General features: G+C 31.1%; 7 protein-coding genes. 5 read left to right on the forward strand and 2 right to left on the reverse strand.

Annotation, left to right across the window (positions count from 1 at the left end):
• Nucleotides 1-33: 33 nt before the first annotated feature.
• Entirely contained in the window at nt 34-4,623 is a 4,590-nt protein-coding gene (locus tag Q0678_RS02705) for a T9SS type B sorting domain-containing protein (RefSeq protein WP_299053494.1), read from the forward strand.
• A 66-nt stretch (nt 4,624-4,689) separates the two neighbouring features.
• Complete coding sequence (uvrB, locus tag Q0678_RS02710) at nt 4,690-6,678, forward strand: excinuclease ABC subunit UvrB (protein WP_299053495.1); 1,989 nt, start codon at nt 4,690-4,692, stop codon at nt 6,676-6,678.
• Between the two features lie 13 nt (nt 6,679-6,691).
• On the opposite strand, the gene Q0678_RS02715 is transcribed toward uvrB, so the two are convergent.
• Together Q0678_RS02715 and sucC are read right to left on the reverse strand one after the other, a co-directional pair.
• Nucleotides 6,692-8,662, reverse strand: coding sequence for a tetratricopeptide repeat protein (locus tag Q0678_RS02715; protein WP_299053497.1), 1,971 nt, complete (start codon nt 8,660-8,662; stop codon nt 6,692-6,694).
• 242 nt (nt 8,663-8,904) lie between these two features.
• The gene (gene sucC, locus Q0678_RS02720; protein WP_299053499.1) at nt 8,905-10,101 is read right to left on the reverse strand and encodes an ADP-forming succinate--CoA ligase subunit beta; all 1,197 of its coding nucleotides are present in this window, start codon (nt 10,099-10,101) and stop codon (nt 8,905-8,907) included.
• A gap of 220 nt (nt 10,102-10,321) precedes the next feature.
• Here sucC and Q0678_RS02725 point away from each other — a divergent pair, with 220 nt between their 5' ends.
• From Q0678_RS02725 to Q0678_RS02735, 3 genes are all read left to right on the forward strand, one after another.
• Entirely contained in the window at nt 10,322-12,742 is a 2,421-nt protein-coding gene (locus tag Q0678_RS02725; RefSeq protein WP_299053501.1) for a DUF5916 domain-containing protein, read from the forward strand.
• 109 nt (nt 12,743-12,851) lie between these two features.
• Nucleotides 12,852-13,514 (forward strand): ABC transporter ATP-binding protein, encoded by a 663-nt coding sequence (locus Q0678_RS02730; protein ID WP_299053504.1) that lies wholly within the window; start codon nt 12,852-12,854, stop codon nt 13,512-13,514.
• A gap of 21 nt (nt 13,515-13,535) precedes the next feature.
• Nucleotides 13,536-14,300, forward strand: a complete 765-nt coding sequence (locus tag Q0678_RS02735) for a TIGR02757 family protein (protein ID WP_299053507.1) — start codon at nt 13,536-13,538, stop codon at nt 14,298-14,300.
• Nucleotides 14,301-14,899: the final 599 nt, after the last annotated feature.

Here is a 14,899-nt window from a genome sequence, read left to right on the forward strand (position 1 = left end):
ACCTTTGGTTTTTTAGCATTTAAACAATAACAAATGAAAAAAATATTACCTTTTTTAGTTCTATTTTTCACACTCAATCTCTTTTCTCAAAAAGAAGCCAATTTTTGGTATTTTGGCAACAAAGCTGCGTTAGATTTTAATAGTGGCACGCCATTACCAGTTAGTAATAGTGAGTTAAATACTACAGAAGGTTGTTCTTCATTTTCTGACATAGATGGTAATTTACTATTTTATATAGGTGCTTCTTCTCCTGCAGGTAGAAACTTAACTGTTTGGGGCAAAGACAACCAACCAATGCCAAACGGTGTTGGTTTAGAAGGCGATTCTTCTAGTTCTCAGTCTGCACTTACAATTCCGGCACCCAACAACCCAAATATTTATTATGTTTTTACGGTAGGTGCCAACTCTAGTGGTAATGCTGGTTTTTGGTATTATACCATAGATATGACAGCGAATGGCGGACTAGGAGATGTGATAGACGGCCCTGTTGTTTTAGGAGTTGCAGCAAATCACAATCGTTGGACCGAAAAGGTAACAGCGGTAAGAGCTGACGATTGTAATAGCTTTTGGGTGATTTCGATTTCTCAAAGAACAAGTTCTAGTAACAATAATCAATTTTATGCCTACAAAGTAACCAACACTGGTGTCGATCTAACAAACCCAGTAATAAGTGAAATTAATGGTTTTTTAACTGATGATGTAAGAGGTTATTTAAAAGTATCTCCTGATGGTAAAAAATTAGTAGCCGCAAACATGGGGGCAGGTACTTTTTTATTCGATTTTAATGATGTTACAGGTACTGTAACTAACTATAACAATAGTGGCACAACAAATCGCTTAGACTTAGACGGCAGAGAAGGTTATGGTGTAGAATTTTCAAACTCTAGTGATCGCCTTTATATTTCTACTGGTAGCTTTAACGGAGCACAAGAACATTTATATCAGTTCGATTTAACGCAACCAACTTTTAACGAAATTAACAACAACCGCTATAAAGTTTACGATTACTTTAATACCCGAGGAGCCTTACAATTAGGTCCAAATGGTAAAATTTATTGGTCTAGCGATAATTCGAACGCCATTAGTGTTATTAACAAACCCGATGCTTTAGGTGCTGCAGTAAATTACGAGCATCAAACGGTTAGCTTAGGTGCAGGAACAACCGCTACACAAGGCTTGCCTCCTTTTATATCTTCATTATTTTCGAGCATAGATATAAAAGATTCAGACACAAATGAAACTATTAACAACCAAGATTTAAAATTTTGTGTGGGCGAAAATAAAGTAATTGTACCAGACCCTGTTACTGGTGCTACAACCCCTAGTTATAAATGGGAGTTTGACAATGGTACAACAACAACTGTAATTGCAACCGTACCAAATCTAACACTAAATAATTTACAAAAAACAGACAATGGTAAATACACACTTACCATAGAACTTACAGATAATTGTGGTAATATTACACAATATGTAGGTACTTGTAATATTGATGTTTATGAAGCTGCTAGCGCAAAGGCCAATCCAGAGCCTATTAAAGAATGTGATACCGATTTAACAATACCGAACTCTTTTGACCTTGAAGTAAAAGATACAGAAATTTTAGCAGGTTTAGACGCTGCTATTTTTGATGTTTTGTATTTCGATTCTTTAGCAGCAGCAAATGCAAATGCTACAAACACATCTTTACCCAACCCATACATTGTAAACACTGTAAGTTCGCAAACAATATATGCTAGAGTTCAAAATAAAAATGCCCCAAATAGCTGTGCTGCTATTACTAGTTTCGAACTAGAAGTTACATCAGAACCAAAACCAACACAACCCTCTGATTACTTGGTTTGTGATGACACTATTAGCGGTAGCGATACAGATGGCATTAGTAATAATTTTATATTAAGTAATAAAGACTCAGAAATATTGGACTCACTTAGCAATACCCAATACCGTGTTTCTTATCATACAGATATAACAGATGCGCAAACAAGTAGTACTACAAACAATATTGATAAAAACAGCAACTATACAGTAACAAATTCTGAAAGAATATTTGTTAGAGTAGAAAACATAGACAATACAGATTGTAATGCAGTATCTAACGATAATGATGGCAGTTTATTTACATCATTTCTGCTAGTGGTAAATCCGCTACCTGTTATAAAAAACCCTAATCCCGCACAAATAAGACAATGTGTAAATTCTATTGACGGTAAAGCAACAATTAACCTTACAATTGCAGAAAATAACATTTCAGACAATCCAAACGGTACTTTTAAATATTTTGAAGATGCTGCTGCAACCATAGAAATATTAAACTACACAGCCTACCCTGTTGATGCTAATACCAATCCACCAGCAACTGTTTGGGTACAAACGATTTCTGAATTTGGTTGTGTTAGAATTTCTGAACTAGAACTTATAATTGGTACTGCAGCCGATGAAGCTTACAATGAAACTTTTGTTGAGTGTGATGATTTTTTAGATGCTGATGGCAACAATACAGCTTCTAATTCTGATATTGACGGAATTACATGGTTTAATTTAGATACAACCACAATCACATCAGCAATTAATACAAATCCAAATATTAGTGTTTTCTTTTATGAAGAAATCGATGACAGAGATCAATCTAAAAATGAAATTGACATCGCTAATTACAGAAATACTAACAAACCAAATACCACTGGTAATCCTTTTCCTATTTATTACAAATTAGTTAATAATATTAATAATGATTGTACCGGAATTGGCGAAATAAACCTTCAAGTTAAATCTGTACCATTAGCAAATACTATTGCTAATTATAACCTTTGTGATGATGCTCTTTCTGGCAATACTACAGATGGTAAAAATGCCAATTTAAACTTAAGAGACAAAGAATTAGACATCTTAGGCAGCACACAATCTAATACAGATTATGAGGTAAGTTTTCACACTTCTCAAACAGGTGCAGAAAACAAAACAGATTTAATTATAAACGATACAAACTATACGAATACAACACCTGCTGGATTTTCTGTAGGAGACATAAGTGAGCAAACAATATTTATTCGTGTAGAAAATAAAAATACTGGCTGTATTAATGCTCAAAGTAACTTTAAAATTATTGTAAATCCAATACCTGCTGTTACAAAAACAATTACTCCACTTGCTGTTTGCGATAATGATGTAGACCCTAGAAACAGAAGCACTGAAAACATAGACTTAACAAGCAAATCATTAGAAATATTAGATGGAAAGACAAACCATCGAGTGGCTTACTATGTAACTTTGCAAGATGCCAATGATGGTACAGAAATTACAGATCCATCTAATTTTCAAAATACAACAACACTTACAACATTTCCGGCAGATTTTAATACAGATGATCCTGGAATACAAACTATATTCTTTAAAATTATTGATGAAACAGGGAACAACTGCGAGTCTCTTTTTGCAACCTTTCAATTGTTAATTTATCCTGAACCAAACCTACCTATTAATATTTCTGAGTACACAGATTGCGACAATACAACAGATAGTTTTGATGATGATGATAACGGAATCAATGCTGACATTTCACTTAAAAACAAAATTCCAGAAATACTTACTAACTATCCAGTTTCTGAGTATGATGATTTTAAAGTATCATTTTACACTACATTAATTGATGCAAATACAGGTGCTATCTCTAATGCAATCGACGAAGATAGTTATCAAAATACAAGTAATAATCAAACCATATATGTTCGCGTAGAAAATATTAAAAACACTCCTGTTGCTTGTGTAAACTCAAAACTATCTTTTAATATAAATATAAAACCGCTACCTAACTTTACTGTTCAAGGAGAAAAAGACATAGACCTACCACAGATTATTTGTTTAAACGCACCTAATCTTGTCTTAATCGCAGAAAACCCTTCTGCTAACTACTTATATGAATGGACAGATGCTGCCGGCACAACATTGGGTAATAACCAAACACTAGCTATTACAACCCCAGGGAATTATACTATAACTGCAAGTGACAACTTCCCTAACGGTTGTAAAAGAGAAAGAACCATTGTAGTAAAAGCCTCTAATATTGCCACATTAGAACGTGATTACGTAACTATTATAGATCAATCTAATAACATAGCTGCGAACACATTAAGCTCGGTTCGTATTGATACCATTACAAATAACCTTGGCCCAGGTAATTATCAGTTTGCACTACTAAACAATGATAATAACAACAGAATACCAAGTAGTGGCTTTCAAGATGATCCAATTTTTGAAGATATAGAAGGTGGTATTTATACCATTATTGTAAATGATAAAAAAGGATGTGTGCAAGATACAACTTTACAAATATCTGTCATTCAGTTTCCACAGTTTTTTACACCAAACAACGACGGAGTTAATGATACTTGGCATGTAAAAGGAGCCAATACTACATTTTACCCGAATAGTAGCATTCATATTTTTAATCGTTTTGGCAAGCTTGTTGCACAAATACAAATAGATGGTAATGGTTGGGATGGTACTTCTAAAAACAAACCACTACCCTCTGATGATTATTGGTTTACCGTACAACTTATACCTGCAGATACTTCTAAAGAAGTAATCTTAAAAAGAGGTCACTTATCACTAATAAGAAAGTAAAATTATACACTTAAAATGTAAATAAAATACGGATACTTTATTATAAAGTATCCGTATTTTTGCAATATGGAATTTAATTTGGTATCAGACTTCTCTCCTACCGGAGATCAACCACAAGCAATAAAAGAACTAACACAAAGTATTATTGATGGCGAAAAGCATCAAACTTTATTAGGTGTAACAGGTTCTGGTAAAACGTTTACGGTTGCAAATGTTATCAAAGAAGTAAAAAAACCAACATTAATTTTAGCACACAACAAAACGCTTGCTGCTCAATTATACTCTGAATTTAAACAATTTTTTCCAGAAAATGCTGTAGAGTATTTTGTTTCTTATTACGATTATTATCAGCCAGAAGCATACATACCAGTAACAGGTACTTATATTGAAAAAGATTTATCTATAAATGAAGACATAGAACGATTGCGTTTAAGCACTACCTCATCGTTACTATCGGGCAGAAGAGATGTTCTTGTTGTTGCCTCTGTATCTTGTTTATACGGAATTGGGAATCCAACTGAATTTAAGAAAAACGTTATCCCTATTAAAGTAAACCAGCAAATAGCTAGAACAAAATTTCTACATTTGCTTGTAACCAGCTTGTACTCTAGAACAGAACACGAAATTAAAAGCGGAACCTTTAAAGTAAAAGGAGATGTAATTACCATTTATCCATCCTACGGAGATAATGGCTATAGAGTCCATTTTTTTGGCGATGAAATTGAAGAAATAGAGTCTTTTGATTTAGAAAGCAATACTGTTTTAGAACGCTTTGAAGAACTTACAATATACCCAGCAAACTTGTTTGTAACATCGCCAGACGTGCTACAAAATGCCATTCATCAAATACAAGAAGATATGGTAAAACAGGTAGATTATTTTAATGAAATTGGCAAACATCTTGAGGCAAAACGACTAAAAGAAAGAACCGAATTTGACTTAGAAATGATACGAGAATTGGGATACTGCTCTGGTATAGAAAACTACTCTCGTTATTTAGATGGTAGAGAACCTGGTACCAGACCCTTCTGTTTATTAGACTATTTTCCGGAAGATTATTTAATGGTTATCGATGAGAGTCACGTAACTATACCGCAAACACATGCAATGTATGGTGGCGATAGAAGTAGAAAAGAAAACTTGGTAGAATATGGATTTAGATTGCCTGCTGCAATGGACAATCGTCCTTTAAAGTTTGAAGAGTTTGAAACTATACAGAACCAGACAATATACGTATCTGCAACTCCTGCAGATTATGAGCTTGAAAAAACAGAAGGCCTATTTGTAGAGCAAGTAATTAGACCAACTGGCCTATTAGACCCAATTATTGAGGTTAGACCTAGTTTAAATCAGATTGATGATTTAATTGAAGAAATACAAATAAGAGTAGAAAAAGATGAACGTACTTTAGCCACCACACTAACCAAAAGAATGGCAGAAGAGCTAACTAAATACTTAACAAGAGTAGCTATTAGATGTCGATACATACATTCTGATGTTGATACGCTAGAACGTGTAGAAATAATGCAAGATTTGCGTAAAGGTTTGTTTGATGTTTTAATTGGTGTAAACCTTTTAAGAGAAGGTTTAGATTTACCAGAAGTATCTCTGGTTGCTATTTTAGATGCTGATAAAGAAGGTTTTTTAAGATCTCACAGATCATTAACACAAACAATTGGTAGAGCTGCAAGAAATGTTAACGGATTGGCAATTATGTATGCTGATAAAGTTACCAAAAGTATGCAACAAACCATAGATGAAACTGACAGACGTAGAGAAAAACAAATTTTACACAACACCAAAAACGGCATCACTCCTACCCAAATCAATAAAAAAATTGAAGATACGTTAACAAAATCTGCGGTTTCTAGTTACCATTATGACAATGCCACTCAAAAAGCTGCAGAACAAGAGTTACAATATTTACCAAAAGAAGAAATTGAAAAACGCATTCGAGAAAAACGAAAACAAATGGAAACTGCCGCCAAAGGATTAGATTTTATTGTTGCTGCTAAATTGCGTGATGAAATAGCTGTTTTAAAAGAAAAAATATAAGTAAAATATCACTCTAAATATCCAACTCAAATTCAAAGTAAGCGCTCATTCCGTTAGATGTATCAAAAGTAATTTCACTGCCAAGTTGATTTACTAATCTTTTTACCAGCTGCACACCTAAACTTTTATTTTTAGCTAAAAGCAACTTGTTAACATCAAAACTAGCACCATTATCTTTATACTCAAATTTAAAAACACCGGCTTTTTTTGTTAAACTTATAGCTATAAAATTCTGTTTTTCTACAGCACGCATATGTTTAAAAGAATTGGTCATTAATTCGTTTATAATTAAGCCCAATGTTATAGAACTATCTATGTTAGATTCAAGATTTTCATCAATAATCAGTTCTAATTTTGTGTTATTTTTTACATTATTTACTAAATGTAAATTAGTGGTAATATTTTTAACATATTCATTCAATTTAATTTTAGATAAATCATCGTTTTTAAATAATTGATGATGTATTTGGGCAAATACTTTAATTCTATCCATAGAAGTTTTTATAGTTTCTTTTGCCTCTGGATGAATCATACTTCTTTCTTGTAAATTTAACAGACTTATTATTGTTTGTAAATTGTTTTTTACCCTATGATGCAACTCATTGAGTAATGTTTTTTGCTGATCTAAACTCTCTTCGATTACAATGTTTTTTTCTTCAATTTCTTTCTTCTGTAAAGTTAGTAATCCGTTTGCTTTTCTTTTAATGATAAAACTTCTATAAAATGATATGGCCAAAAAGATCATTAAAATAAACCCTATCAAAAATAGGTTACGAACAATTTCTTGTTTCTTTATTTTTTCTACTACAATGGCATCTTTATTTTGCTGCATTAACGCTAACTTATCTCTTTCTGCATCAAACTTATATTGCAATTCTAAGGCAGTAATTTTTTTTAGTTTATCTTGATTAAATAATGAATCATTTAAATTTTTGAATAAAACATGATAATTATAAGCCTCTTTATAATTCCCTTTTTGTGAAAATGATTTAGCTAAATATTCTGCTCCTAGTTGAATTCTATCTTTTCTTTTTAATTCTATCGCTAACTGGTATCCTTTTTTTGCATAAACCAAAGACATATCATGATTATTCATCATTGAATAGGCTTCACTTAAAAACAAGTAACAGTCTGCAATGCCCTCTCTTTTTTTAATTTGTTTTTTTAGTACTAGTCCTTTATTATAATGTTCAATGGCTTTGTCATAAAGTTTTTGATCTAGATACATGGTGCCCATATTTACATAACATTTAGAAACACCAAGCTTATCATTTAATTCAGAAAATACATTAAGAGATTTAGTAAAGTAAGATTTAGATGAATCAAATTTTTTTATAAGGTTATAACACACCCCTAAATTAAGATATGCATTTGCTACAGCTTTCTTTCTATTATTTTCTAAATTATACTTTAAAGCACTTTCTAGGTAAGAAATAGCTTTGGTATAATTTTTCATTTCTTTGTAGACTATTGCAATATTATTATTAGTAGTTGCAATGCCTTCTAAATTATTTATTTTAGTAAAAATTTGTAATGTATTAAAATGAGAGTCTAATGCTTTATGGTAATTACCCAACTTACCATCAATTAAAGCAATGATCATAAAACAATTACCAACACCCTTTAAATCTTGTAATTGCTCTCTTATTTTTCTAGACTCATCTATATAATATCTAGCTTTTTCATATTCATCCTTAAGATAATATAATACCCCAATTAACCTGTATGAAGTAGCTATGCCTTTATTAAACTTATTTTCTACGGATAGATCTAACCCCTTATTTGCAAAATAAAAAGCAGTATCTATATTAACTTTACTATACTCATAACCTAATTGGGTATAGATATCTACTTTTTGAGTATCAATTTTAACAAGACTTAACTGCTCTAATAAGCTATTTTTTTGTTTGCTAGATTGCCCATGTATATTTGAAGGGAATATTAGAAAAAAAATAGTTAAAAATAAAGTTACATATAATTTCATATTTATTTTTAATTAAAAATTGAAGTTATTTTTCAATATAAATTTCGACTATTTAATTTTAATTAATTTAATATAAATTTTATTTCTTAATATTATTTTGTTGTGAAAGCCTTGTTTTTTGTTGTAAAAACCAATTTAATATTCTGAATTTTATAAATTACTAAAAAACACCTTTAGTTTATTTTTTAAAAAGAAAAAGCCCCACAAATTGTGAGGCTTATTATATTAAAATTTTAAAAAGACTAAGCTCCTAAAACTTCCGCCACTTTATCAGCAGCTTCTTGAAATTCTGTAGCAGAAATAATTTCCATTCCAGAATTGTCTATCAATTGTTTTGCTTCAACAGCATTGGTACCTTGTAATCTACAAATAATTGGCACCGTAATTTTATCTCCCATACTCTTGTAAGCATCAACAACACCTTGCGCTACTCGATCACAACGTACAATACCACCAAAAATATTTACTAAAATAGCCTTTACATTAGGGTCTTTTAAAATAATACCAAAAGCAGTCTCTACTCTTGCTGCATCTGCAGTACCACCAACGTCTAAAAAGTTTGCAGGCTCTCCACCAGATTCTTTAATTAAATCCATAGTTCCCATTGCTAAACCAGCTCCGTTCACCATACATCCAACGTTACCGTCTAAATCTACATAATTTAAACCAGCTGCTTTTGCCTCTACTTCAATTGGGTTCTCTTCTCTTAAATCTCGCATTGCTGCGTAATCTTTATGTCTGTACAATGCATTTTCATCTAAAGATACCTTAGCATCAACAGCCATTATCTTTGCATCTGATGTTTTTAATACTGGGTTAATTTCAAACATAGCAGAATCTGACTTAATGTATGCAGTATATAAAGCAGTAACAAATTTTGTCATTTCTTTAAATGCAACACCAGACAAACCTAGATTAAAAGCAACTTTACGTGCTTGAAAAGGCATGATACCTAATAAAGGATCTATTTCTTCTGTAAAAATTAAATGAGGAGTTTCTTCAGCAACTGTTTCAATATCCATACCACCTTCGGTAGAATACATAATCATGTTTTTACCAGTAGCTCTGTTTAATAACACAGACATATAATATTCGTCTGGCTCTTCATCACCAGGATAATAAACGTCTTCACAAATTAAAACTTGATTCACTAATTTTCCTTCTGCAGATGTTTGTGGTGTTACTAACATCATTCCTAAAATATCATCAGAAATAGTTTTTACTTCTTCTAAATTTTTAGCCAACTTAACGCCACCACCTTTACCACGTCCACCGGCGTGTACTTGTGCTTTTATTACGTGCCAACCTGTACCCGTTTCTTCTGTAAGCTTTTTTGCTACATCTACTGCTTCTGCTGGAGTGTTTGCTACTATTCCGCGTTGTATTCTAACGCCAAAACTGCTTAAAATTTCTTTTCCTTGATATTCGTGTAAATTCATCTGTTAATGTTTAAAACGTTGACAAAAATACAAATTCAATCATAAAATGTTGCATACTTTTAATAAAAAAATAAATATTATTTTTAATTGATAAAAAGTAAAATAAAGTAAATGAAAATTGTAACAAATTACTAATTTGCGTGTCTAAAGAATAAGCATGACTTTTTAAAACCCTTAACTACGACTTAAGAAGAGCTTTAAAATCAAAAACAAAAAATGTATGCTTCAAAAAAAAATAGTTCTAATTGTCTTCTTTGCAACTTTATGCATAGCTGCTCAAGAAAAAAAACTTCGTAAAAGCATTAAAACTACAAGGATAACTGAGGCCCCGAAAATTGACGGAATTTTAAATGAAACTATTTGGGAGAATGCTGAAAAATGCACAAATTTTATAGTTTTTAGACCTGCAAACGGTAAGGTTGTTGATGATAAATATCAAACAAAAGTTAGTGTTTTATATGATGATACTGCAATTTATATTGCTGCTCAAATGAACGATCCTGATCCAGAAAATATTCCTAAAGAATTTTCTACCAGAGATAATTTTAGTATTGCAGATTTCTTTTTGATTACGATAAACCCAAATGATGATGGCCAAAATCCGTTTGAATTTATTGTTCAAGCAACCGGAAACCAAGCAGATGCTAAAGTATCTAACGGAAATGAAGATTTTGATTGGAGTGCTGTCTGGGACAGCGCTGTAACAATAGACCAAAAAGGGTGGAATGTAGAAATAAAAATACCATACAGAGCCTTGAGATTTGCTAATAGCCCTGTACAATCATGGGGATTTAATTTTCATAGACGCCTAGAAAAATTAAACGAACAACATACTTGGACGCATGTTGACAATACTGTTGGACGATGGACACAGTATGACGGATTAGTTACCGGATTTAAAGACATAAAACCCCCTGTAAGATTAAATTTATACCCATATGCATCTGCAACAACAAATAGTTTTGAAGGCATAACAAGCTCTGATTGGAGTGTTGGAATGGATATTAAATACGGCATCACAGAAAATTTTACATTAGACGCTACCTTAATACCAGATTTTAGCCAAGTTGGCTTTGATGATGTTGTACTAAACCTTGGGCCATTCGAGCAACAATTTACAGAACAAAGACAATTTTTTTCTGAAGGAACAGAACTTTTTAACAAAGGAAATTTATTTTATTCTAGAAGAATTGGCAGTGCACCAATAGATCAGTTTGATGTTGGCAATTCCTTAAATTCTGATGAAGAAATAACCAATTACCCTAACAAGGTAAATATGATTAATGCCGTAAAAATTTCTGGCAGAACAAAAAAAGGCTTAGGGATTGGTTTTTTTAATGCGATTACAGAAAAAACATCAGCAACAATAAAAAATAACAACACCCAAGAAGAAAGAAAAGAAGTAATTGATCCGTTTACTAATTACAATATTCTTGTGTTAGACCAACAATTTAATCAGAACTCAACAGTAACTTTAATCAACACCAATGTTACTAGAAATGGCAATTTTAGAGATGCTAATGTTACCGCTTTAGATTGGCATATAGAAACTAAAAACAGTAAATACAATGCCGATGGATCTGTGAAAATGAGTACTATATCTGATGACATAAACAACCCCAACACTGGGTATACCTTTGATAATAGTTTTGGATATGATTCTGGTCATTGGAATTGGGAAATTGGCTACAGTTTTGAAAACAAAGGTTTTAACCCAAATGATTTAGGAATACTTTTTAGCAACAATCAACAAACGATTTACGGTAGCGCAGGATGGAGAACTTTACAACCAACAAAAAAATTTAATCACCATAGTATCAATTTTTACAACCAATTAAACTACCAACATTATTCTGGGGTATATACAGGTTATAATGCTGGTTTAAATTACAATGCACAAACCAGAAAAAGATTTTACTATAGCACTAACTTAAATTTCAACTCTAAAGAAAAAGACTTTTTCGAACCAAGACAAGGCACAACAAGTGGCGTCTATTTTTTACAACCAACAAGCATCAATGCCAATATCTATATCTCTACAAATTCGCAGAAAAAAACCGAATTAAATGCAAATATATATTCATCTAACTACCTTAATAATGCTAAAAATGACTTTGGTATAAGCATGGCACCAAGGTATAGATTTACAAATAAATTTTCTTTAAGATACCAATTAAACTTTAATAAGACAGATAGCGACCAAGGATATGTAGACGAAGTTGACAACCAAATAATATTTGGTGTAAGAGATCGTAAAAACTACATAAACACAGTTTCAGGAAAATATAGTTTTAGCACAAATTCATCACTCTCATTGAGCTTTAGACATTATTGGGAATCTGTAGCATATACTAAATTTGCAGTTCTTAATTCTAAAGGCGAGCTAGAAAACACCGACAACTATAACGGTGATGATGTAAATTTTAATAGTTGGAATTTAGACTTAAACTACATCTGGCAATTTGCACCTGGTAGCCAATTAATTGCTTTTTACAGAAACGCTATTTTTAACGAAGACAATAATGCCAAGCTAAACTTTTTTAAAAATTTAGACAATTTATTTGAACAATCTCAAAGACACACCTTTTCTGTAAGGCTCGTATATTTTATTGACTATGAGAAAATTAAACGCATATTTTAATTGCTATCATCAAGAACTTACAAAAAAATTACTTAAAACAAAATAGGTTCACTTATAATACTTTAAGATTTTGATATCTTTTTAATACATTCGTAGTAAATAAAATAGCATGATTGTAGGCAAAAATATTCACAAATATTATAGCACTTTAAAAGTATTAAAAGGTGTTGATATCTCAATAAAAAAGAGTGAAATTGTAGCAATTGTTGGTCCTTCAGGCGCTGGTAAAACTACCTTACTTCAAATATTAGGAACTTTAGATAGTGCTGAAAAGAAAGATGATTTTCAATTAACTATCAACAACACTTCTCTAAAAAGCTTAACTGACAAAGAACTTTCTGCTTTTAGAAACAAACACATTGGCTTTATTTTTCAATTTCATCAACTATTACCAGAGTTTTCTGCCATAGAAAATGTTTGTATACCAGCTTTTATAGCAAAGAAAGACAAAAAAGAAACCGAATTAAAAGCAAAAGAACTGCTTAATTTTTTAGGCTTATCTGATAGAATTCATCATAAACCAAATGAACTTTCTGGTGGCGAGCAACAAAGAGTAGCTGTTGCTAGAGCCCTAATTAACAACCCTTCTGTTATTTTAGCAGACGAGCCAAGTGGTAATTTAGATAGCGAGTCTGCAAAGAAATTACATGAATTATTTTTTAAACTAAGGGATAAATTCGGACAAACATTTGTAATTATAACACACAATGAAGAATTAGCAGAAATGGCAGATAGAAAATTAATTATGATTGATGGCAAAATAGATCAATAAAACTTAAAGCGTTCTAAAAACATGAAAAGAAGCGAATTGAAAGAGTTTTTGGATGAAAAGGTAGTTTTGTATAACAACCCTCAATTTATTGAATCTGACCCGATACAAATTCCACATCTATTTCAAAGAAAAGAAGACATTGAAATTGCTGCGTTTTTAACAGCTACCATATCTTGGGGCAACAGAACCATGATTATTAAAAATGCAACAAAAATGATGACCCTTTTAGATAATTCGCCTTTCGATTTTATCAAAAATCATCAAGAAAAAGACTTAGATTGTTTTGACGGCTTTGTACATCGTACTTTTAATGCATTAGATTTTAAGCAATTTGTAAGATCATTAAAACACATCTATAACAATTACGAAGGCTTAGAAGAAGTATTGCAGGTAAAAAACAAAGAAACTACCTACAAAAACGCTATTCACTCTTTAAAAGATGTTTTTTTTGAAATCAACCACCAACAAAGAACTCAAAAACATATTTCTGATCCTTTAAAAAATTCTGCAGCAAAAAGGATTAATATGTTTTTACGTTGGATGGTAAGAGACAATAAAACTGGTGTAGACTTCGGAATTTGGAAAACACACCAAGCCGCTAACTTATCTTGCCCGTTAGATGTGCATTCTGGCAATGTAGCCAGAAAACTAAAACTGCTTTTGAGAAAACAAAACGACTGGAAAGCACTTTCTGAACTAGATACAAATTTACGAAAATTAGATAAAAATGATCCTGTAAAATATGATTTTGCACTTTTTGGATTAGGTGTTTTTGAAAAATTTTAAGTAGTTATTTTTTAACATATTTTGTTTTTAAAACTATCATTCAAATTAAAAAAACAAATTATTAAACAACAAAAAATCAAAAAAACTTATAGCGATACTTTTACAAAAAAAAGAACAACTATTTTTTAAAAATTATTTTATTACATCAAATTAAAAACAAAAATAATAAATCTACTTTTCTAATGTTTAAGTTGTTTTACTGAAAAATAAAAACAGTCTAAAAATCAAACAAACTACTGAATACTATATTTTTATTGAGAATTCAACGTAGATAATTCTAGAAAATTTCAAAAATTAAGTCAAAATAACAAAAATAAAAAAAACTAATTAAAAGCTTTAAATAAGTAATTTCAAAATATTGACATATAATTATTTATAAAAAATAATTTACAAATGTAACAGTTGCTTTTACACGTATTTTAAATAAATTTATAGATAAAATTACGTTTTTAAACTTTAATAAAACCTGCACAATAAAACAAACTTAAACCCCATCGAAATCTTAGATTTAATTTCATCAAACTTCAAAAAAAAACATCTTCAGAAGAAAATAAAAAACAGCTACCTACCTCCTATTTTCTTTAAAAAAAACACCAAAC

The sequence above is a fragment of the uncultured Polaribacter sp. genome, from assembly GCF_947497125.1.
Lineage (GTDB): Bacteria > Bacteroidota > Bacteroidia > Flavobacteriales > Flavobacteriaceae > Polaribacter.

Bases quoted from the DNA above. Each gene is read 5' to 3' on its own strand.
- Q0678_RS02735 (WP_299053507.1), top strand. From the start codon at position 13,536: ATGAAAAGAAGCGAATTGAAAGAGTTTTTGGATGAAAAGGTAGTTTTG.
- Q0678_RS02730 (WP_299053504.1), top strand. From the start codon at position 12,852: ATGATTGTAGGCAAAAATATTCACAAATATTATAGCACTTTAAAAGTA.
- Q0678_RS02705 (WP_299053494.1), top strand. From the start codon at position 34: ATGAAAAAAATATTACCTTTTTTAGTTCTATTTTTCACACTCAATCTC.
- sucC (WP_299053499.1), bottom strand. From the start codon at position 10,101: ATGAATTTACACGAATATCAAGGAAAAGAAATTTTAAGCAGTTTTGGC.
- Q0678_RS02715 (WP_299053497.1), bottom strand. From the start codon at position 8,662: ATGAAATTATATGTAACTTTATTTTTAACTATTTTTTTTCTAATATTC.
- Q0678_RS02725 (WP_299053501.1), top strand. From the start codon at position 10,322: ATGCTTCAAAAAAAAATAGTTCTAATTGTCTTCTTTGCAACTTTATGC.
- uvrB (WP_299053495.1), top strand. From the start codon at position 4,690: ATGGAATTTAATTTGGTATCAGACTTCTCTCCTACCGGAGATCAACCA.